Below are 21662 nucleotides of genomic sequence, written 5' to 3' on the forward strand. Positions count from 1 at the left end.
TGTCGAGGCGAGGATTTATCGCAGGCAGCCAGCCACGATTTGGGCGCACGACTCCAACGGAGCAAGGATGCCCGGATCAGCCGCCGCATAGCTGACCGCCGATACACGTCCGGCCTCGAAGACGATGCTTGTGGTGCATTGGCCGCGACCGAGGACAGCACCGCTCACCAAATGTCGAGCTGCGCCGACAACAATATAGATCGCGATTTCTTTCCCGTCCGCTTTTACGATTTGGTCGGGCGTACCGGCGCAAGCCATGATTTCCGCGCGCCGCTTTCCAATCAAGGCCGGTCCGGCATCGACAGCCTGTTGATTTTGGACCAAGGCGCAGCATTGCAGCATCGAACTCAGCGCCAACGCGGCTAAAAATTTTCGCATCGGAAATCTCAAAACCATCTGTGCGGGGAGAATATCAATTTTCATGGGAGCATGTCCGAGGAAATTTCAGCGGCGCGGGGACCCTGGAGTCCGATAGCATGCTTAAGGCTTGCGGCTAGGATCTGAAATCGCCGGCCATGCGTTCTGGAGTCCGACCCGGAGCGCGCATTAGGGACTCTCGTGAAAACCGTGCTTGTAAACGACAAGATGCAGAGCGGTTATCGTTACAGGCTGACGGACCCTGCCGGGCGTAATTTCGACCCTGAATTCCAGCCCGACCTTAAGCCCCCGCAAATGTTGCAGCTGGGGGTTTTCGGCGGCAAATATATGACCGACACGGTGGAAGAGTTTCCCAAATCCTGGTTCGTCGGCGCGAAATTGTCGCCCCAAGGCCCCGACCCCGCTCAAAATTTCTTCGGGGTTCTGGCCAGTCAGCCGCTTTCCGTTTGGCGGGACAAGGGCTGGATCCATCCGGACGATCCGCGCGGCTGGTTCCAATGGTACTGCCGCTATTATATGGGCCGCCGAATGCCCGACGAAGATCAACGGCAAATCAGGCGCTGGAAAGCGATTCGGCGTCACATTGGACAAATTCGGCGTCATTGCGAGCCCGGCGATCTCCTCTGCCGCCGGCGTCAGCGCCAGGCCCTGCTCCACTGGGCCTACGATAGCCGCAAAATCTAGGAGGGCTGCCCCAAGGTCGGTTGCCCGGCCCGCACATATCGAGCGGATTTGAGCGATTCGCCCGGAGTATTTCTTAGCAAGCGCTTCTGATATTTATCGAAAAATATCAGCTTCTCTATTGACATGGATACTTAAAATACTATAATAGTTTTTATAGTTTCCATGCGCGGTGGCACGCTACAAGATTGCGTTGGCTCGCCCTCGCCCAACGCGGCAAAGTCGAAAGGAAACCCATGACCAGCGTTGCCCAAACTTCTGTCCTGATTGCCGGCGCCGGACCAACGGGCCTGACCCTCGCGCTCACTCTGCGAAGCTATGGAGTGAATGTGCGCTTGATCGACCGTCTGGCGGCCCCCGCGACGGTGTCCAAGGCGCTGGCCGTGTGGAGCGGCAGCCTGGAGGCGCTGGCCGGCCTTGGCGTGATCGATAAGTTCGTGGCGTCCGGTGCAAGGCTGGATTCGCTGACATTCGGCGACGGCCGGCATCGGTTGGGCAGGTTGGCGGTTGGCGCCGGTATCGACAGCCCCTATCCCTACCCGCTTCTGCTTCCTCAATCGCGCACGGAAGAGATTCTGAGCGAGCGGCTGGCCGAAGTCGGCGTGAAAGTGGAACGTGGCGCCGAACTGGTCGGCTTTGCCCACGACGAGACAGGGGTCACGGCGCGCATCCGTCATGCCGGTGGCGCGGAAGAAGAGGTGCGCACGCTATATCTCGTGGGTGCCGACGGCGCCCGTAGCATCGTGCGCCAGAGCCTCGGTGTGACCTTCGAGGGCGATACGGAGCCGCACATCTATCTGCTGGGCGATGTGAAGATCACCGGCGGCGGCCTCGACCACCGCACAATTTACATTTGGTGGCACCAGGGCGGCACTGTCGCTTTATTCCCGTTCGAGGAGGCGACCTGGCGCATCTTCGCCATGCGGGCGGACAGCGCGGATGCACCGCCGACGCTCGCTGAACTCCAAGCGCACATGGACCGTCACGGGCCACCCGGTGCGCAGCTTCACGATCCGACCTGGCTTTCCGCATTCCGCATCAATGAACGCTTGGCCGGCCGTTACCGCATGGGCCGAATCTTCCTTGCCGGCGATGCCGCCCATATCCACAGTCCGGCCGGGGGCCAGGGCATGAACACCGGGATCCAGGATGCCACCAATCTCGGCTGGAAATTGGCGCATGCGCTTCGCGGCCTGGGCAACGCTGAATTGCTCCTCGACAGCTATGAGGCCGAACGGCGGCCGGTGGCCCGCGAGGTCGTCGACGGAGCGGCGCAGAAGCTCCGTGCGGCCTTCGCCACGGGGATGGTGGTGCGCCTGATCCGGGATCTTGCGATGGTGGTCGCCGGCAAGCTGCCCTGGGTGCAGAAGAAACTGCAGGAGGAACTCTCCGAGACTCAGATCGTCTATCGCGGCGGCCCTCTCGTGGAACTCGGGGTGCCACCGCGCCATGCTCAACGCACCGATGTTGGCACGCGGGCCCGCGACGCCGACTTCATCGATCCTCAAAATGGCCAAAAAAACAGGCTCTGGCCACGCCTTAGCGGCCCCCATCATACTCTGCTCGTGTTCGAGGACGCCGCGGCGCCGATACCGCTCGACAGCATTGCCGCCTATCGAGGGAAGGATCTCGCGCTGATCCGGCTCGACGCAAAGAGCGATCCGGGCGGGCAGGTTCGGGACCGCTATCATATCGGTGTCCCGGGTTGGGTGTTGGTGCGCCCTGACCAGGTGGTGGCGGCGCGCGGCGGGGCCCGCGATCTCGCGCGGCTCGCCAACTACCTCGATCATGTGCTAGGGGCGAGCGCTACGTCATAAACGGAAGCTGCCAAGCACAGCGCTCCGTGGAACCATCGAGGAGAGCCACCGGATCGTAAACGACCCGTTACCGCTTCCTCCCATCGATTTGGACGATGGGGCGGCGGGGCGCATTCTTGCTGCCGCGCGAGAGATCCTTTTTCGGGAACGTTACAGCGGTCTCACCATGGATGGGCTCGCTTTCGCGCTCGGAATGAGCAAGAAGACGCTTTACATCCATTTCCCATCCAAGGATGCGATCGTCGCTGCCATCATCGCGACGACGGGCGCGACCATCCGCCGGCAAGTCGAGGCCGTGCTCGCCGGGCCGGATCGATTTCCCGGCAAGCTCGAAGGCGTGTTTGCCATTGTTGCCGCGCAATTCGGCACGATGAGCCCGGAATTTCTGAGCGACCTTCAGCGATTCGCGCCGCACCTCAATCGCGCAATCGACGCGCTCAAAGAGCACAATATTCCCCTTCTGTTTAGCCGTGTCCTGGCTATGGGCGCCGAACAAGGGATGGTGCGCCCCGACATCGATGTGACGTTCCTGATCGAATATTGGCTCCAGGTGATCAAGGGCATGCATGATCCGGCTGTGCTGGCCCGAACCGGCCTTGCGCCCCGCGCGGCCTTCGAAAAGGCCCTCGATCTTTTGTTCTGCGGCGTGCTGACCCCCGCCGGACGGGCGCAGAGCCGGTGGGCCGACCCGAATGGCGATGACGCATGAGCCCTGCCGTGAGCGCGTCGAGCTCGACAAGCGAAACCGCTGCCAAGCTGATTGAATTACGCTCAAAGCTGCGCGGATAGGTCGAGTGTCCGATGTCAGCCCCAAGGAGCCAGGATAGGGTTTGGCGGGTTCCTCCCGAGGAATCGAAGTCGAGGAGACATTGATATGAGGCAAGCTCACAAATTTTATATCGCCGCCATCTCGACCATTATGCTGGCTTCGATCGGCGGAAATGCCCTGGCCGTGCAACCAACGCACTTTACGTTTACGCCTAGATTTCAGGACCCAGATCCCGGCAAAAGAATTTGGGCGATGCAAGGCAGCCAGTATGTCGAGACCCTGCCATCCGGGCGGCGCAACACATTCCGCGTCAAGAAGCCCGGGACCGTCCATGGCCAGTCGGGAACCATTATCCAAAAAATTGAAGAGCCTAATTTCTATGTTTTCATCGCGGATACCGATGCGCCACGTAAGGAGCTCTGGTGGTGGCGTGACAAGGGTCCCTGGAATTTCATGGGCAACATGCAGGACGTCATGCCGGTTCGGATCGATTGACGGGCGGCCAATCGAGGCGGTGTCACCCTAAGTTTTCAACCGGAGTTCGATTTTACCGGAGCTGATTTCACGATAAGCCTTTACGGCGGCCGTCCCTCAACGGCCGCCGGCTCAGCTATCCTGCAGAATGGAGGTCCACCGTGACACGCCGCTCCGACATCCTCAAGATTTTCGCGATCGCCGCTCTCATAGGGATAGGGTTTTATTACCTCGCGCATTACGGCCTGACCCTACCTGAACAGCTTCCATAAAGGCCGCATCTCCCGTACGGCCAAGGCCACGTTAACGGGAGCCGTGGTCGAGAATAACGCGGCCAGGGGCTTGCCGAGACCATTGATTGGACCAAGTTTCTTAGCGCGGGCGTTGTCCCGCGGGTTGGAGGCTGAAAATGAAGACGGGCTTTCGGCTGAATGAGGAAAACTGGGTGGCGCTGGCAGCGTTCGTGACGCTCGGGTACACCGTTCTGAGGCTCTTGGTCACCTAGGCAAGCTGGCCCTGCACCGGCCTGGCGCCCTTTGCATGCCGAGGTTGCTGCGATCGGCACGGCTCTCCCTGCGCGATTACTTCGACGGTCTCGTGCGCGCCTCGATGCACTCTGCGAAGATTCGTCGGATCAAGCCGCAGTCACCCTATAACCCAATAGAAAATGCGGAGATGGTCTCATTCGCTTCGCAAGACCTATTTATTGTGATCCACCCTTGAAGTTGACAAACCCAACTCAGCCCAGGCGTTGCGACTTGTTCCGCAACGCCATTTTTATGAGATTTATATACGGCAGGCCCTCGAGCGCACTCGAATCTATACGCCGCTCACGATAGCTTTCTGATCGTACTTAGTTTTGGGCGCAGCCGTGGCCGACGCCGCTTCGCGGCCTAGCTAGTTCACCTGGGTATGAGACCCTGCCGGTTCCGATGCAACAGGAGCGATGCATGACAAGGATTATATATGAGGTTGTCGAACATGACGGGGGTTGGGCCTATCGGGTCGACGGAGTATTTTCCGAAACCTTCCCATCCCATGACCTCGCTCGGCAAGCGGCGGATCGCGCCGCGAGCGAACAAAGTGTTCCTGGCGATTCGACGGACATTTCGTATGAAGACAAGGAAGGCCGTTGGCACGATGAAGCATCGCCGGGCAGCGATCGGCCCGAGACCGACGTCGAGGGCTAAATCACGCCTTGCCACGTACCGGCGTTAGTTGAATGAGCAAACTATTGTGATTTGTGAATTGTCGATTGTTTATTAATTAGAGAACGACACCAAAATCACAGCTTAGGCGCTCGTACGAAATCACACATGGCGCAGCGGCGGCTCCTAGAAAGCGGCTCGCAAAGCTTCTATGTTTGACCTCTTAGTCGTTTCTTCCACAGTGGAATGCCGACGTTGGATATAATTTCAAAGCCTCCCCATTTTAGCGCCGAGGAAGAGCTTATTTTAGCTTCCTTCACCCGTCGTCTCATCGAAATAGCGGCCATTGCCAGCGCCCATCGAGCGGGGGTATCCGCCCTCGATACACTCAATACGATGCTGTTGCCTGCGATCTCAATCGATCGAAATGGGCTCGTTGTCGGCATGAATGCTGAGGCTGACGCGATTTTTGATGATGAGGTCATGGTCAGCAATCAGCGTCTTTTTATTCGGGACGTTGAAGCTCGCGCGGCTTTAAAGGCATCGCTCAATAGATTAACCGATCAAATAGAGGTCACCATCGCCGAGCCGATCGTCGTTCGACGCTCCGATAAATTGCCAATCATTTTGCGCATCTGGCCCTTTAAGGGGCCAGCACACCTGCCTGAACAGGACGTGCATGCCCTGATAACGCTGAATGCATTAGGGCCGAAACCTGGGCCGCCCGCAGCGATGCTTGCCAAAGCCTTTCATCTAACTCCTGCGGAAGCCAAGCTCGCGAGCATCATCGCCCGCGGCGTACCGCCCGAAGTTGCCGCAAGAGAACTGAAAATCTCCAAGGAAACGGCACGCAATCGGCTCAAATCCATCTTCGCCAAGACGGATACCCATCGCCAGAGTGAACTTGTCGCCCTCCTCCGACAGGTCCAATGATGGATTCGCTTTAGCTCGAGCCAAAGGGTCTCGGGCGATTTTGACACGCCACGCTAAGCGCTTGCTGTCCAGTTGGTCGCAGCACGGCACCCACCCCGCGAGGTGGTTCTGGGACTTAGCCCTGAAATCCATTACGGAATAGGCCGAGGAACGTTTCGCCGTAGAAGCCGGAGACGATGACCATGTCGAATGCTGAGCACGATGTCATCGTAATCGGGGCTGGGGCAGCCGGAATCGCTGCGACGCGCCGTCTCGTCGAGGCCAAAATCGATGTGCTGCTTCTCGAAGCGCGCGATCGCGTCGGCGGCCGGGCCTACAGCCTGCGCAAAGGCGACGGTCCTGCGATTGATCTTGGATGTGGCTGGCTGCATTCAGCAAACGTCAACCCCTGGACCGAGATTGCCACGGCTCTTGGTTTCGAGATCGATCGAACTCCTCCGCCTTGGCAAGATGAGAAGCGCCAGATGGGAATGGCGCCGGCGCAACATAATGCGTTTGGCAAAGCCTCGATGCGCTTCTGGAGCCATTTTGATACCGGTTTGGAGATTATCGATCGGCCTGCCGGTGCTTACCTTGAGGCGGGGAACCCATGGAACGCGCTGATCGATGCGACGTCGACCTACATCAATGGAGCGGAACTCGACCGGGTCTCGGCGGTGGATCTGTCTCGATACGCAGACACGCAAATCAATTGGCGCCTACTGGCCGGCTTCGGAACATTGATCGCACGCTGCAGTCTTGGTCTTCCGATAGCGTTAGGCTGCAAAGTGACTGAGATTGACCACTCGGGTTCTGACCTTTGCGTTGAAACTGCGCATGGCGCTCTACGAGCTCGAGCGGTCATTGTTACGGTTTCGACCAATCTGTTGGCTGCTGGCGCACTATGTTTCAAGCCCGAACTCTCAGCACCATGCGCCGCTGCCGCCGATCTCCCCCTCGGCTACGCGGAAAAGGTCTTTCTCACAATTGATGATGCCGCCAAATTTCCAGAAGACGCCCGCTTTTTCGGGGCGACAGATCGGACAGCGACAGGCACCTATCATTTTCGACCCTTGGGCCGGCCTGTGATCGAAGCCTATTTCGGCGGCCGCTTGGCTCGCGAACTGCAAACCGCTGGCAAGGCCGCGATGATCGCCTTTGCGATCGAGGAGATCGCCTCGGTTCTGGGCACCGCGATCGTCTCTCATTTGGAGCCGCTAAAGGTCAGCAGCTGGGCGAACGACCCGCTCGTCTTGGGATCCTATTCACACGCAAGGCCAGGTCGAGCGGAGGCCCGCTCCGTGCTCGGCACGCCAATCCAAAACCGCATCTTCTTTGCGGGCGAGGCATGTTCGATCCATGATTTTTCAACGGCGCATGGCGCGTATAAGAGTGGCGTTGCCGCTGCGGAAGCGTGCTTGGCCCATGCGCCAATTGGGTTGCGGGCTGGGCGTTATTTAAGCCCCTAGCAATTATTCGGCGCGCCTCTTCTTCCCTCTCCAGCAAGACAAGCGATCGGCGGAGTAAAACCTTCAACCTGACGCTGTGCGGAGGCCAAGCTTTGGGGTAGGCAACACCCAAGCAGATGCACCCGCTGATATTCATCGGTTGGGCCGGGCCGCACTATCTTGAATTTTCTTCGGGTCGCACCACGTCAGTGCTCCTCGTGTGGCATGGGCGATGAAGATGCGCCGCAGATATTCAACTTTCGAACGCGCCACCTTCATAAGAAGGCGAGCTCGAAGCCTCGCCGTCACCGGACAATTTTCCGATTGGCGGGCGATTGAGGCTCATTTGCAAATTCGAGATAATTTAATTGAAGCCAGCGAAGAGCTCGATGATTCACTCTTGCGGGAAGAACTGGACGCGAGCTGCCACCAGGCGCAGCAGGTTCGTTCCAAGCTTTGACGGTGGCGCCTTTCCGTCCCGCTGACGGGCGTTTTAGCACGCGACAGCGCCGTGCAGATGAACCTCTTTGGTCCTATTCGGTCAGGGCTTCAAGCGCGTGCTCGATCTCTGCCGGAAAAAATGGCTTTGAAATAAAAGGCGAGCTGCGCAGGGCCGCTGGCAGCTCTGCTTGCGCGGAAGCCGAAACAAAAACAAAGGGCACGTTCTTGCGTTCAAGAATTTGCGCAATCTCAAATGTCTTGCCGTTGGTTACATCGACATCCAGAAAAGCAAAATCGAGATCTTTAAGTAAAGTCTTCTTGGTGCCCGCAATGGTCGCTTCGATCACGACGTCGGCTTCAACGATTTCCCTAATCATACTCTCGAGATCCAGCGCAACCAGGGCTTCGTCTTCGACAATCAAAATATGCAATATTTTCATGAGACTTAGCCTAAGGTTGCGGGATTTCTGACCGTTCAACCCGCTGACGCTGCAAAAGTTTCTTCTGTAATGTCGGAGCAGACGCTGCCTTAGTTGGTCCCTACATCGGCATTAGCTATATCCGTGGAGGCGCTGATCGACGCGCCAATTTTTCATCCCTGCGGTCATGGCCTCTCCGGTCGGGCAGGGAACACGGCTATGGCCACGGACCACTCCAATCAAAGCAAACAAAACCGTTTGCTCGCCGTACTTCCGCCTCCGGATTACGCACTCTTAGCGCCTCACTTAAAAGAAGTGTCGCTCGAGTTGGGCGCGCTTTTGCAGGAAGCGGGCGAACCGGTCGAGCATATTTAGTTTCGGCATCAGGGAATGATTTCCCTCCTGGCGATCATGTCGGACGGGCAAGGAATTGAGACGGCCACGGTGGGGATCGGAGGCGTGGTAGGAGCCATGTCCGCTTTCGGCATCCGCCTCGCCTTCGCCAGGGCCGTGGCTCAAGCTCCCCTGGTGGCTGCGCGCATTTCGAGCGCGCAATTTCAGGGCGCGATCGAGAAGAGCGCGGCGATCAGAAATCTGATCCTGCACTACAATGAAGCGCTCCTGGCACAGGTTCAGCAGACCGCGGCCTGCAACGCCCTCCATGAAGCGGACCGCCGTCTCGCCCGTTGGTTGCTCCAGACTCGCGACCGCATCGATAGCGACGTGCTTTCGCTGACTCAGGAATTCCTGTCCCAAATGCTCGGAGTGCGGCGCACGACCGTGACTTTGGTCGCGCGCAAGCTTGAGAAGGCTGGCGTCATCCAGAATCGCCGGGGCCGGATCGTGGTGACCGACCGCAAGGGTCTCGAAGATTTGGCCTGCGAATGTTACGCGATGGTTCGAGAACGGCTGCGGGCCGTGCTGCCTGAGGATGCTCTTTAATTTACAACAGAGTCGGATACCGAACAGGCCCAGCTCAGGCATGGAGTAAGATTGCCTCGGTAATTTATGCCTAAGGCGCGTGCAATGGCGGCAATGAGCAGGGACCAAGCACCATCCTCCCTGGACTTTCATGCCGGGCCAAAAGAATTGCCGTCGTCACCGCAGCAACTGCCGCTATCTGGAAAATCGGTTCTCGTCATCGAAGATGAAATGCTGATAGCCATGTGCGTCGAGGCTTGTCTTGGCGACGCCGGGGTCGCCATGGTGAGGATCGCCAATTCCTTGGTCTTGGCACGGCGAATCCTCGACGAAGGCATTCGATTCGATGCAGCGATTGTCGATCTCTACATGCCGGATGGAAATGCAAGCCCGCTGGTTCAGCTGTTGTCAGCACGGGGCGTACCCGTCGTCATCACCACTGGCGATCCGGCGGGTCATGCGGAACCTGCGTTAACCACGGCTGCCGCGATTCTGCAAAAGCCGCGCTCCAATGGCGATCTGATCAAGGCGGTCATTGGATGCATGGTTGGCGCCTCGCACTAATATCCGCGCTTCGACGTACCGGGCCTCGGATATTCCTCAGCAGGCGCGTAAACTTTACCTCACCAATTGGCTGCGTCGCTCGTCAGACATCAGATGGAAGCTTGTGCAAAGCCCCTCTCAGCCGCGATCATGCCGCCCAAGGCGTAGTTTGTTCGTTGGAAATATCGCGTTAAGCGCGAAATGCTGGTGCTCAGAGTTGTAGCGCGTGCGCTCGATTGTCACATCGACTTGAACCTTGGTCGCCCGACCTGGCTTGCCATTGAACAACCCAAATTGCTCACCACATGGAAGGGATCGTGGCGGGCCTGAGTTCATGCCACCAAGCCGGTTTTACCTCCCTGGCCGTTGCAGCTCACTTCGCCACCATGCTAAGCAGGCGCGCGCTGGACTTTGCGTTCGCGTCCGACATTTTCGGAGACATATTCATGACACTCGTTTTGGTCGTCGGCTGGGGCCTTTTTACGGCTCTAACCGCTTACATTGCCTTTGCCTCGACCCGTCCCGAGCGTCCTTGAGCGGCGGCGGTCTTCTGCGATTTTCGCACCTGTTCCTAACGTCCGCTGCGTCCCTCCAGGCCGATTGCCATCGAGACGCCTAAAATGAACCGACGCCCGTGCAGGCGTCGTGGACCGGGATCGTAAAAGGGCCACGCGAGCCAAAGGTCTATAAGATTGCGGGCAGTTCAATGCACATATGGCGAGCTGCCTGCTCCTGCAGGTCGATGAGGGATTTTGGGCGGCCGAGGGGCGCCTGAAAGGTCTGATCACGGCACCGCGCCAGATGATCGAAGCCAAGAGCGTTGATCCGATCCATCTTGCTAATTTTGTGCGCGTGATCTTTACCTCGAACGAGGACTGGGTTGTTCCGGCAGCCCTCGATGAACGGCGATTTTGCTTTCTCGACGTGGCTCCGCATGTCGCGCAAAATCACGCCTATTCCGCGGAGAGGAACGCTGAGATGAATACGGGCGGCCGCCAGGCGCTGCTCGCCGATCTCCTTGCCTCCGACCTCGACGCCGGGCGCGCCGAACCTTCATCATTCTGAAGACCGCAGCGCTCCTTGAGCAAAAGCTCAGATCGATGGACGCCATCACGGCGTGGGGGTTCGAGCGGCTCTCAGATGGGAAGCACGACACGGCGGGGCGGCAGCTGGCAGCAGTGCCTGTCGGTGGTGGGCGGCGGAAAGCTGAAAAGACTTCGTTTGCGGTACGTCCCGCGGGTCAACGGCGTTTCGATCCACGCCCCTGCGCGAGGGGCGACGAACCGCGCCAGCCGGACCGCGCGTCATTAAGATGTTTCGATCCACGCCCCTGCGCGAGGGGCGACCAACAGCGGCGGAACGCGATGGTCTCGCAAAATTGTTTCGATCCACGCCCCTGCGCGAGGGGCGACCCGGACGCAATCCACAACAGAGCCCCATTGGACAGTTTCGATCCACGCCCCTGCGCGAGGGGCGACCGTCGAGCCCATCGTGGTTGTAGTTGCGAAATAGGGTTTCGATCCACGCCCCTGCGCGAGGGGCGACAAGGGACGGGGCGAACACAGTTAGATATTGAGAGTTTCGATCCACGCCCCTGCGCGAGGGGCGACATAAAGCTTCGTCGCGTTCCACGGGTCGAAACCGTTTCGATCCACGCCCCTGCGCGAGGGGCGACGCGATCGAGCGTCATGGTGGCGCCCTCATGATGGTTTCGATCCACGCCCCTGCGCGAGGGGCGACGAGGCGGCAGCTTCCCGATGGCCCAGCCGAAGTGGTTTCGATCCACGCCCCTGCGCGAGGGGCGACGATCTGGAACTGCATCAGTTTCGGGCGAACGATGTTTCGATCCACGCCCCTGCGCGAGGGGCGACAAAGCTCCAGATTTAGCGTCCCGGCGCTTCAATGTTTCGATCCACGCCCCTGCGCGAGGGGCGACATAGGTCGGCTGAAACACCGTGTAGCGATCGCCGGTTTCGATCCACGCCCCTGCGCGAGGGGCGACCATGGTCGGCAACCAAGAGGGCGGCGGCGACATGGTTTCGATCCACGCCCCTGCGCGAGGGGCGACGGAATTCGATCGCTATCTCGGTGGGCTCTGGAAGTTTCGATCCACGCCCCTGCGCGAGGGGCGACCCCCGCCGAACCCGCATCGCTGAGCAAGGGGAAAGTTTCGATCCACGCCCCTGCGCGAGGGGCGACTTGATCGCGCGAACATAATCGAGTGCGAGCGCAAGGTTTCGATCCACGCCCCTGCGCGAGGGGCGACGCACCCGCTCAACCATTGCCTCAAGCTCTTCGTTGTTTCGATCCACGCCCCTGCGCGAGGGGCGACCGCTCCTTTCAATGGTTGAAATTAACCACAAAGGTTTCGATCCACGCCCCTGCGCGAGGGGCGACGTCATCGGCCATGAGCCGCTCCTTTCAATGGTTGTTTCGATCCACGCCCCTGCGCGAGGGGCGACCTGTCCCCATTGTGTGTACTTCCCAAGGTTGTAGGGTTTCGATCCACGCCCCTGCGCGAGGGGCGACATGGCCGAAGGGACGCCCGCGCAAGCCTAAGGAGGTTTCGATCCACGCCCCTGCGCGAGGGGCGACAACTTCTCGCGCCCCATTTCGAATGACTTGAATTGTTTCGATCCACGCCCCTGCGCGAGGGGCGACGCGATCACCAACGCGCAGTTTCTGCCGCTGGTGAGTTTCGATCCACGCCCCTGCGCGAGGGGCGACTTCATTATTACGTCGTCGGCGCCTCGATCACGACGTTTCGATCCACGCCCCTGCGCGAGGGGCGACCAGAGATATTGACGCCTCGACCCGCAACATCGAAGTTTCGATCCACGCCCCTGCGCGAGGGGCGACTGAGCAAGCCGGCCTATGAACACAGCTATCCGGGTTTCGATCCACGCCCCTGCGCGAGGGGCGACCTCCGGCGGGATCGCGGAATGGCGCCTGGATCGGTTTCGATCCACGCCCCTGCGCGAGGGGCGACAATGGGGACAGGGCTCCCCTGGTGATCCAACGAGTTTCGATCCACGCCCCTGCGCGAGGGGCGACTCCGTGGCTCATTCTCGTGAGACCGGGAATGTATGTTTCGATCCACGCCCCTGCGCGAGGGGCGACTGGGCCGCCCGCCAGTAGACGTGGCCGCGCTGAGTTTCGATCCACGCCCCTGCGCGAGGGGCGACCTTGGAATTCCTCTCTCACAAGGCGAGCCGAATGTTTCGATCCACGCCCCTGCGCGAGGGGCGACATGGCCGAAGGGACGCCCGCGCAAGCCTAAGGAGGTTTCGATCCACGCCCCTGCGCGAGGGGCGACACGCAATCTGAATGGCGCCGCATGATCCGCGCTGGGAGGTTTCGATCCACGCCCCTGCGCGAGGGGCGACCCGCGTCCGCGCATAGCGCCGATCCCGCTCAGTGTTTCGATCCACGCCCCTGCGCGAGGGGCGACAAGGCACGGCAGCTAACCAGCCGGATTATCAGGCGTTTCGATCCACGCCCCTGCGCGAGGGGCGACGACCTGTTTCTAACTCTTTCATTTCCTTTGCGAAACTGGCTTTTACGCGCGAACCTGGCAACGACCGCAATGGAGGCCGAGAACGACGCTCTGCGCAAAGCGCAGACATCCATTCTTATCAACAACATACGCGCGGCGCGAAATGGATGGGATTTCGAGGCGCGCTTACGGTTCGCGCATTCAATGTTTAATGGCATTGGCGATCTGTGATTGCGCTTTCAAACAATGAGCGGCCCATTGAGATCGGCCGCCGGTTTGGCCCCGACATGTTCGATGCGTCTCTGCCAATTGGCACCGAGATAATAGTAGCGCAGGCTATCGTGCTTCTCGTCGATGATTCCCTCAAGCCGCGACTTGAGCAATGTCCACTGCGCGGGATCCACCTCGATCTCGAAGACGGAATATTGCACGCGCTGGCCGAAATCCCGGCAGGCCTTGGCAACCCGCCTCAGGCGTCTCGTGCCATTGCCCTCGGTCGTGTTCACATCGTAGGTCACCAGCACCAGCATGGCCTTCGTCTCATTTCCAAAACCATGGAGGATAGGCGTCGAGGTCGCCGCGAAGATGCCGCGCGAGCAACAGCGCTTGCAGGTAAGGCACAAGCCCGAGCGGCGCAATTTCATCGAGAAACGGATGCTTCCGTTCGGTCCGCTTGCGTTCCTGCCAAGCGGAAAGAACCGTCTTTCGGCCTTCATCGGTCAAGAGAACGGCGCCATTGTCCTGCGTCACGAAATCCTTCATGCGCAATTGTCGTCGATTGAGCAGCGCCAAGGCGAGCCGGTCGGCCAAAGCCGGGCGCAATTCCTCCATGAGATCGAGCGCGAGGCTCGGACGGCCCGGCCTATCCCGGTGAAGAAAGCCAACTGCGGGATCGAGGCCGACGCTCTCCGCCGCGCTCCGGCAATCATGCGTGAGAAGTGTGTAGAGGAAGGATAGCAGGGCGTTCACGGGATCGAGCGGCGGTCGGCGCGATCGTCCGCGAAAGCGGATGTCTGGATCGCTCGCGCGAATCAAATCATCGAAGACGCCAAAATAGACTTGGGCTGCCTCGCCCTCGGCGCCACGCAGCAGGTCGATGCCGTCCTTGGAAGCGCCCGCGCGCCGCAGGATTGCTCCCAAGCGCGTCACGGCGGCCTCTATCGCCACTTTCCGATCTTGCGTGATGTCCTCGCCATGATCGCGCAATGCCCGCTGCAAGACCGTTCGCTGATTGGAGATCTTGCCGCAGACAATGCTCCTTACGATCTCGTCGGGTCGATCGGATATGCGATATTGTTCCCGCCGCAGCAGGACATTGCCGCTCACGGGCCCCTCGATGCGGGCTTGAAAACGTCCAACCCGATCGAGAAGCGCGATTGTAACGCCGGCGGCCGCGCAGGCCTGCATGAGCGGCGGCGAAAGATAAATGGCGCCGAAGGTCACGACCGAGGCCAGCATATGCAAGGGGACGCGCGCGCGTTCCTCGTCCTCGATCGTGACGACAAGGTTTTCACCGTCCTTGCGCAGACTTGCGCCCTCGGTCGTGACATAGACCGTGTTCAAGAGCTTTTTCACAGCGACGCCACGTCGGAAGTGGTGTCGAGAGCCGAACGAATCTCGCGCTCGCGCCAAGCCTTGGCGGAGCGCGCGCCGGCGCGCGGCCGACAGAGGTCGAGCAGCGAGCAAGCCCGGCATTTGTCGGCGCGATATTCAGCCGGAGGCGTGCGACCCGAGGCGAAGACTTCGCGTAAGGAAGCGGCCGTCGCTTCAGTCAGGCGCCGCAATTCGTCGTCGAAAGGCACGACGACGCGCCGGCGGGTTTCCGCATAGAACAAGGCGCCTTGCGGAACTGCCTTGCCGGTCATCTCCTCCAGGCACAGGCCCTGCGCGCAAAGCTGGACTTCATCGGCGCGATGGCGCTTCGCCTTGCCGCGCTTGAATTCGACCGGAAAGGGCGTTTCGCCATCCCCCTCGCGATGGAATTCAACGAGATCGGCAACGCCGGCGATACCAAGGCGGCGCGAGGCCAGCGGCATTGACGCAACGCGCCGTATGCCACGCGAATAGCGCTGGCCCGGTTCGTCCGTGGCAAGGTGAACGATGCGACCCTCGGCGGTGAAGCGGTTTTCCTCCCATAGTCGTTCGATGTGAATCAGCGCGGCCTGGCGCAAGCAATAGACCGCGTGCTGAAGCGCGGAGAGCGGAATGGGATCATCGAGGCCATCACCGTCCATGGTTTGTCTCCCATTCCGTTGTGCCTCAGAGCAATTCGTGAATCGTCACGCCCTCCGGCGCATTTTTGCGATCGATCGTCACGCGGTAATCGGAAAAACGCCGTGCCGGTGGAAGATTATCGAGCCGTTTGTCGCCGAGCGGATAGACCTCGCCATCGTGCGCGCGTTCAACCACGAGCCGCTCGAACAGTTCATGCGCCGGCGCCTTACCGAGCGCGCAGGAATGCTCGAAGGCGACGAGCTTGCGTGCCGCCATTTCCCCGCGCGCGGCGGAGCGATCATGCTCGAACATGTTTTTCAGGGAATCCCACAAGAACGTCAGATCATCGGCCGAGAACCCCGTGCGCTCGGCGAGTTTGGCCGACACGAAACCATGGGCGCGATAGAGGCCGTAAGGCACGATATGCTTCCGGCCCATGGTGCGGTTTTCGGTGCGTCCATCTTCGCCGCTTCCGCCCTCTTCGATCTTTTTCTTTTCGGCTTCATTGGTTGCGGCCATGCGGGTGATCGAGATTTCGAGCGGCACGATTGATTCCAACGATCGCGCAAAGGAGAGTTGCACAGGGCCGCGCACCTGTCCGCAATTTATGCCCGTGCTCATGACAGCGCCGAAAGTCCGTACATCGAAGAAATTGTCGCACATGAATTTACGCAAGGCGTCGGCTTCGGCGTCATTCTGCGGATTGAGTTTCTTGTCCGTGGCAGCCTTCTTGTCATCTGGCCGTTCCGCGAGATAGGCCTTGCGATGCTGTTCGTTGAGAATCGCGCCTTCCTTCACATAGATGGCGTAACGCTGATCGCCGCCCTTGGCGATTTCCGTGTAATTGCGAATTTTGCGCTTCAGGCACACGTCTGTGACGAGCCCCTCGTTTGTCTCTGGATCAAGACGCGGCAGATTGCCGGCGTCGGGATCGCCGTTGGGATTGCCATTGGAAACATCGAACAAAAAGGCAAAATCATAGCGATTGGAAAGCGCGGTCATAATAATTTACTCCGTGGTGGAGACGGTGGTTGTGGATTCGTTGGTGTCCGCGTTTTTTCGCCGATTCATCTGGTGGAAATAACCAAGAGCAAACGTGCCCTGGCGTCTAAGGTTGAGCGTCGGCGGAAATTCTGTAGGTAGCTTATCCATGATTTCGGAAAGCTGTTGGGCGAAGTAACCGGCGAGCCCTCTGGACTTGTCTTCTGCCTTGCCTTGGTGATGCGCGTTCAGGCGTAGCAGGAGAGGGAACACCGTTCGGGGAGTAGCCGACGCAGCCCCGTAATATCGATCTTTGATGCTCGCATTCACATTGCCTTGGGCTACAGTCTGCGTTTTCTCAAGTACTGCAAACAATCGACCCAGCAGATACCCTGGATCATCGTTCTTGGGATCGAGCGCCACGGGAACCTCCATTTTAAAATTTCGGATGAGCACGGATTTCAAAATCGCGACGCGCAAGGCGTTGACGTCGTGGTCGGCGCGCAGCCGCATGAGCAGGGCCGAGAGCAGCGTCAGCGGATAGGGAGTTCCGGTGAGGATGGAGCGCAGCCATTCGCCAGCGAGATTGGGCGGAATGTTTTCCGACTTGCGTTGCGAGGCGGTCTCGATGAGCAGCCGCCAAATCGATGGCGTGTCCTCTCTTGGCGGTGGATCGAGGCGCATGCGTTCGAGATGAGCGAGATAGCGGGTCGCGATCTCGCCGAAATCATCCTCGATGTAAAACCGCGCGGAGAGCCGCGCCGCGTTGGGCGAGAGGCCGAGCACATGGAAGCGCACATCTTTCGGCAGATCGGGTTCCAGATCGGCGATCGGCTTGCCTTGGCGGATAGCGTCGAGGATGACGCCGACTTTTTTCGCCTCGACTTTCTCATCGACTTCGCCGATGCCGAGCAAGGATGTAAAAATGTCTTCCGCTTCCTCCGCCGTCGCGGCGTCCGAGGCATCGGCCCAGAACACCGTCGAGGCATCACCGATCTGGACGCGATGGCCACTATCTCTTTCCAAGAAGTGGTTGAGTGCCGTGGTGTAGGCGAAGGCTGCGGCTTCCGAGACGGGCGCGTTGTCGCCCTGCTCATGGCCGTAGGAGGTGAAGGCGTCGATGTTGAACGAAACCAGCGACGCTCCCGACGACTGCGCGCCCCATACACCCTTGATCGCCGGATGAAGACGCGCGACCGGCCCATACTCTCCCGTGACGAGACAGGTGGCTTGCGATTTCTCGCCCGCCGAGCACAGCCGCGCCCAAAGCGCACGAACGGCAGGGCGATCGTGGAGGCAGATGTTGTTTCGCCGTTCGCTTTCCAGCGAGAAGACGACATTTTGATCTTTGATTTCCTCCGGCCATCCGAATTTCGTAAAATTTTCTGGGTACCAGGAGGTCAGAAAGAGGAGGAGGGCTCGAAGGCCTTCATCATCCGAATCCTTTAACAGTTCCTTGTGGCGCGCGACGAAAGCCGCCTGTTCCTCGCTCGTCCGCTTGCCCTCTCCGGCGGTGACGCCGAGCACGTATGACGTCTTGTCCCATAGGAAGTTGGGCGCGACGCCGGATGTTCGCTTCGTCGGCTGCGGCACCCGCATCAATCTCGGCGTCTTTTTCTTTCCTTCTCCTTCACGCAAGTCGATTGGTGGCCCGGCCACCGTCCCGTCTTCGTTGAGAGAAATGAGAAAGCCGATCTTCTCAACGGAGTAGCCGAAGGCCGGCGCTTCGCCGCGTTCCGCCAAGCGGTCGTAGGCGTGAACCAGCGATGCGAGCGCGCTCATCGGCGTATCTCCGGGGAATTGGGCGCCGGCACGCGCATCACGCCGTTTTCGAGCCAGGCGCGGAAAAACAGCGAGGAGCGATCGCCCGCGTGATCGATGTCGTAGAGCATGAAGCCGAGATCGCGAGGAGGGTCATTAATCGTCGGCGGGATGGGCTCTCCGGTCTCGATTAACCGGAACCGCGCGGGAAACTCACGCGTGCCGAGACAAGGCTGATGGAAGCATTGCCCCTTACGAGCGCGGCGATTGAAAGTGTCGAGATGCTTGCCTTCGTTATCCTCGGCGGCGGCCTTGGCACTGAGTTCGAAATGCGCCTCGATCACATATTCGACATTGGCGAGCACGGTTGCGGCGCGCTGCTGGCGATTCTTTAATTTTCCGGTGCTTGCATCGACCTCGTCGACAAGAAGCGCCAGATCGCCGATATCGCCGGAATTCATCGCTTTTTTGATCGAGGTGGCCGGCGCCTTGTGGCCCACCTCGTTGCGCCGGATCGACTGGAAGCGGATCGGCTTCAACACATGAATCGAGTCAATAATCCAGCGGATCGCCGGTTTCCAATGGATCGCCTCTAGAATTCCCCGTGCGGCGGAAGGCGTCATCACGTCGTAAGAGACGCGTTCGACCTTCATTTCGAGCCGCGTGAAGCACGCAAAATCACCTGAGACCAACAATTTGACGCCGTAAGACATGGCGGTTCGCTCCCGAATTTTTCTTTTGGAAAGGCTTTGGTAAGTAAGAACTATTGTTTCGATCCGCGCCTCACGCCGAACGCGAAGCGACCGGGAAGCGACCGGGAAGCGACCGGGAAGCGAACCGCCCTATCCATTAAAGATGCGCCAAAATTGACGAGTCGGCCTAATTGGCGACCGAGCAGAAATGTAACTTATTAATAAATAATATTCAATAGCTATTAATTACCATTAAATATCACACTCTTCCGATTCCTAAAAAATAAATGATTCCAACCCCAGATAGTCAGCATCCTCCCACAGCAATCCAGTCTCCTCGTTGTAGAGGCTTCCAGTCATCAGCTCCGCGAACTGGTCACCAAAACCCTCCACGAAGCGGACATGCCCATTCGCCAACAGCAAGGCGCGCGCCTTGGGGGGAACCTGGACAATGTAAGACTGTAATTGGCGGCTTGCGGCGCCTGGCGGCATTTTCCCGGCGCGAAGGGCGGCGATCGCCTGGCGCGGGGCCTCGTCACGCACGATGATGACAGGCGCCAGCCCGCTCTCGATCATGCGGAAATTTTCCGCGACCTTGCGATAGTCGAAACTCGGCATTCCGCTGCTGATCTTATAGGCTCCCAAAATCTTCTCGCGGTCGAGAGCGTCGCCTTTCCTCCAATAGACCTCGCCGAAATAATCCCGCATCGCGTCCGGTGACAGCAGGTCGCCGTGCTTTCTCATCATCCGCGCCATGTCCGTTACGAACAACGCAATTTCACGCGGCGGTCTGTGTTCGACGGAGCGAAACACGCCAACGATGCTGTCGTCGATCGGCCGCTCGCCTTCCCGATTGCAGCGTCCCGCCGCTTGGGCGATCTGGTCTAGTCCGGCCTCGGCCCGCCAGACGCGCGGAAAATCGAGATCGACGCCGGCCTCCACGAGTGAAGTCGCGATCAAGCGGCAGGGCTTGGGGTTCTCTTTGTCGAGTCTGACGCGCACATCGGCGAGAATTTTACGCCGGTGTGCGGCATATTGGCGTGTCGTCAGATGGACCACGCCGTCGAGTCCCGCCGCCGTCGCGGCTTTGAACAACGCCAGCGCATGAGCGCGGCTGTTGACGATTGTGAGCCCTTGGGCCGTCTTGGCGAATTCCGAAAGCAACTCCTCGTCGGTTCGATCGCCGAGATGTACGAGACAAACACGGCGCAATTGCTCGTGCAGCCGCGCTGGATCAGGCGCGAGTTCGCGATCCGCCCCAAGCGTTAGTCCACCCTCGAAATCAGGGGCAGCGACAGCGGGTTGGGTCGCGGTGCACAGCACGATGGACGTCCCATAATTTCGCGCCAACTCGTCGAGCGTTGCGAGACAAGGACGCAAAAGAGGCAAAGGGATCGTTTGCGCCTCGTCGAGTACGATCACGGCACGGGCGAGATTGTGCAGCCGCCGGCAACGCGATGGACGGTTCGAATGAAGACTTTCGAAAAGCTGGATATTTGTCGTCACCACGATGGGCGCCGCCCAATCCTCCATGGCGAGCCGTAGCTTGTCGCGCGCCTCGCGCTTGCCGAGTTTCTCCTCGTCGATCGACGAATGATGCTCAAGGACAACGTCGTCGCCGAGGACGTCGCGAAAAATCGACGCCGTCTGGTCGATGATCGAGGTGAAGGGAATGGCGTAGACGATCCGATCGAGACCATGCCGCTTGGCGTGTTCAAGAGCGAAGGCAAGGGAAGAAAGTGTTTTGCCGCCCCCTGTCGGCACGGTGAGGGTGAAAAGGCCACGATCGGATGCTGCGCGGTCGCGCACATGCGCGAGGATTTCGCCGCGCAGGTGATTGACCGGCGTGTCGTCCGCAGTTGCCCGCTTGGCGGTCATGTAATGATCGAAACGCGTGATTAGATCATCTACGACGCGCGGCAACTCGGGCCAGTCTCGATCGGCGACGCGTCCCTCAGCCTTGCAATAAAACTTCTCGGTGTCGCGAAAGTCAGCGTCCACGAGACAGGAGAACAGCATTCTTCCAAGGAAGGCGAGGCGAAACGGGCATGTGTCCTTATCACCCAAATTGAAACCCGTTGGAAAGAGGCCTGTCGCATTGGGCTTGATCTCGGAGCGCCAAACCGAATCGAGCGCTTCAACCGTTTTCTTCAGTCTTTGGTCCAGCTCGCCAATGCTATCAGGCAAGCCCGCATGATGGCCTGCAATCGCGTGGGCGATAATTTGCGCCACGACGCGATCCTGGTTCGTTTGCGTAAGCTTCACAATTTCCTGGGCGCCCGCCGTCGCGTGGTCGACCTTGTCGCCGCCTTCGAGGCGCTTTTGAAAAGCGGATGAGTATTTGCCGAGATCATGCAAGAGGCCCGCAAGGGACGCAGCATTTGAGGCGCCAAATTTGTGGCCTTTGGTGCCCGCCAGTTCTCCAACAGCGCGCAAATGCTCATCAAGCGGCTGCCAGTAAGTTTTGTTCGGATCGCCGAGCGAATGCGCAAAAAACATGCCCCCTCCTCACGATCTTTGCAATTTACGACGCCGGGAAGACGTCACGTTTAGGTTGTCCGGTCGCT

20 protein-coding genes, 1 pseudogene and 1 CRISPR repeat array are annotated in these 21662 nt (G+C 59.4%); of the genes and pseudogenes, 12 read left to right on the top strand and 9 right to left on the bottom strand.

Translation table 11 applies throughout. The annotated features are described in order from the left end of the window. Window positions 1-15: 15 nt before the first annotated feature. On the bottom strand, window positions 16-423 hold the full coding sequence (locus tag CU048_08290) for a hypothetical protein (protein QBR71282.1): 408 nt from the start codon (window positions 421-423) through the stop codon (window positions 16-18). A gap of 162 nt (window positions 424-585) precedes the next feature. Between CU048_08290 and CU048_08295 the strand changes: the two genes are divergently transcribed. The 8 genes from CU048_08295 (at window position 586) to CU048_08330 (ending at window position 8087) form a co-directional block, all read left to right on the top strand. Next, window positions 586-1062 carry a hypothetical protein gene (locus CU048_08295; GenBank protein ID QBR72771.1) on the top strand — a complete coding sequence of 159 codons (477 nt, stop codon included), beginning with the start codon at window positions 586-588 and terminating at the stop codon, window positions 1060-1062. Between the two features lie 233 nt (window positions 1063-1295). Further along, window positions 1296-2876: an FAD-binding monooxygenase gene (locus CU048_08300; GenBank protein QBR72772.1), complete on the top strand. Its 1581-nt coding sequence runs from the start codon at window positions 1296-1298 to the stop codon at window positions 2874-2876. A gap of 7 nt (window positions 2877-2883) precedes the next feature. Continuing rightward, the gene (locus CU048_08305; GenBank protein QBR71283.1) at window positions 2884-3585 is read left to right on the top strand and encodes a hypothetical protein; all 702 of its coding nucleotides are present in this window, start codon (window positions 2884-2886) and stop codon (window positions 3583-3585) included. Window positions 3586-3750: 165 nt separating this feature from the next. Continuing rightward, a complete protein-coding gene (locus CU048_08310; GenBank protein ID QBR71284.1) occupies window positions 3751-4140 on the top strand; it encodes a hypothetical protein in 390 nt (129 codons plus the stop codon). A 929-nt stretch (window positions 4141-5069) separates the two neighbouring features. Beyond that, window positions 5070-5309 carry a hypothetical protein gene (locus CU048_08315; GenBank protein ID QBR71285.1) on the top strand — a complete coding sequence of 80 codons (240 nt, stop codon included), beginning with the start codon at window positions 5070-5072 and terminating at the stop codon, window positions 5307-5309. A gap of 204 nt (window positions 5310-5513) precedes the next feature. Next, window positions 5514-6200, top strand: a complete 687-nt coding sequence (locus CU048_08320; protein ID QBR71286.1) for a hypothetical protein — start codon at window positions 5514-5516, stop codon at window positions 6198-6200. Between the two features lie 176 nt (window positions 6201-6376). Continuing rightward, window positions 6377-7648 carry an FAD-dependent oxidoreductase gene (locus CU048_08325; protein ID QBR71287.1) on the top strand — a complete coding sequence of 424 codons (1272 nt, stop codon included), beginning with the start codon at window positions 6377-6379 and terminating at the stop codon, window positions 7646-7648. A 199-nt stretch (window positions 7649-7847) separates the two neighbouring features. Beyond that, a complete protein-coding gene (locus CU048_08330; GenBank protein QBR71288.1) occupies window positions 7848-8087 on the top strand; it encodes a hypothetical protein in 240 nt (79 codons plus the stop codon). A 73-nt stretch (window positions 8088-8160) separates the two neighbouring features. Here CU048_08330 and CU048_08335 read toward each other — a convergent pair whose 3' ends face one another. Continuing rightward, entirely contained in the window at window positions 8161-8508 is a 348-nt protein-coding gene (locus tag CU048_08335) for a response regulator (protein ID QBR71289.1), read from the bottom strand. A gap of 198 nt (window positions 8509-8706) precedes the next feature. On the opposite strand from CU048_08335, the pseudogene CU048_08340 reads away from it, so the two are divergent. The 4 genes and pseudogenes from CU048_08340 (at window position 8707) to CU048_08355 (ending at window position 11016) form a co-directional block, all read left to right on the top strand. Beyond that, a pseudogene (locus CU048_08340) lies at window positions 8707-9429 on the top strand (Crp/Fnr family transcriptional regulator). Window positions 9430-9495: 66 nt separating this feature from the next. Further along, window positions 9496-9972: a hypothetical protein gene (locus CU048_08345; protein QBR71290.1), complete on the top strand. Its 477-nt coding sequence runs from the start codon at window positions 9496-9498 to the stop codon at window positions 9970-9972. A 284-nt stretch (window positions 9973-10256) separates the two neighbouring features. Further along, window positions 10257-10487, top strand: coding sequence for a hypothetical protein (locus CU048_08350; protein ID QBR71291.1), 231 nt, complete (start codon window positions 10257-10259; stop codon window positions 10485-10487). Window positions 10488-10665: 178 nt separating this feature from the next. Continuing rightward, complete coding sequence (locus CU048_08355) at window positions 10666-11016, top strand: hypothetical protein (protein QBR71292.1); 351 nt, start codon at window positions 10666-10668, stop codon at window positions 11014-11016. Window positions 11017-11199: 183 nt separating this feature from the next. Then, window positions 11200-13468: a CRISPR direct-repeat array (repeat unit 32 nt; unit sequence GTTTCGATCCACGCCCCTGCGCGAGGGGCGAC). A gap of 218 nt (window positions 13469-13686) precedes the next feature. On the opposite strand, the gene cas2 is transcribed toward CU048_08355, so the two are convergent. The 7 genes from cas2 to CU048_08390 form a co-directional block, all read right to left on the bottom strand. Further along, entirely contained in the window at window positions 13687-13977 is a 291-nt protein-coding gene (gene cas2, locus CU048_08360; GenBank protein ID QBR71293.1) for a CRISPR-associated endonuclease Cas2, read from the bottom strand. A gap of 10 nt (window positions 13978-13987) precedes the next feature. Next, on the bottom strand, window positions 13988-15022 hold the full coding sequence (locus CU048_08365) for a subtype I-C CRISPR-associated endonuclease Cas1 (GenBank protein QBR71294.1): 1035 nt from the start codon (window positions 15020-15022) through the stop codon (window positions 13988-13990). Then, entirely contained in the window at window positions 15019-15681 is a 663-nt protein-coding gene (cas4, locus tag CU048_08370) for a CRISPR-associated protein Cas4 (GenBank protein QBR71295.1), read from the bottom strand. Before cas4 ends, CU048_08365 begins: the two co-directional genes overlap by 4 nt. A gap of 25 nt (window positions 15682-15706) precedes the next feature. Further along, a complete protein-coding gene (cas7c, locus tag CU048_08375; protein ID QBR71296.1) occupies window positions 15707-16663 on the bottom strand; it encodes a type I-C CRISPR-associated protein Cas7/Csd2 in 957 nt (318 codons plus the stop codon). Window positions 16664-16669: 6 nt separating this feature from the next. After that, window positions 16670-18424, bottom strand: a complete 1755-nt coding sequence (cas8c, locus tag CU048_08380) for a type I-C CRISPR-associated protein Cas8c/Csd1 (protein QBR71297.1) — start codon at window positions 18422-18424, stop codon at window positions 16670-16672. After that, complete coding sequence (gene cas5c, locus CU048_08385; GenBank protein ID QBR71298.1) at window positions 18421-19116, bottom strand: type I-C CRISPR-associated protein Cas5; 696 nt, start codon at window positions 19114-19116, stop codon at window positions 18421-18423. The genes cas8c and cas5c overlap by 4 nt, the downstream gene beginning before the upstream one ends. Before the next feature lie 255 nt (window positions 19117-19371). Continuing rightward, window positions 19372-21594 (bottom strand): CRISPR-associated endonuclease Cas3'', encoded by a 2223-nt coding sequence (locus CU048_08390; protein QBR71299.1) that lies wholly within the window; start codon window positions 21592-21594, stop codon window positions 19372-19374. Window positions 21595-21662 lie beyond the last annotated feature (68 nt).

The sequence above is a fragment of the Beijerinckiaceae bacterium genome (genome assembly GCA_004564215.1).
In the GTDB taxonomy this organism is placed as follows: Bacteria; Pseudomonadota; Alphaproteobacteria; order Rhizobiales; family Beijerinckiaceae; genus Methylocapsa.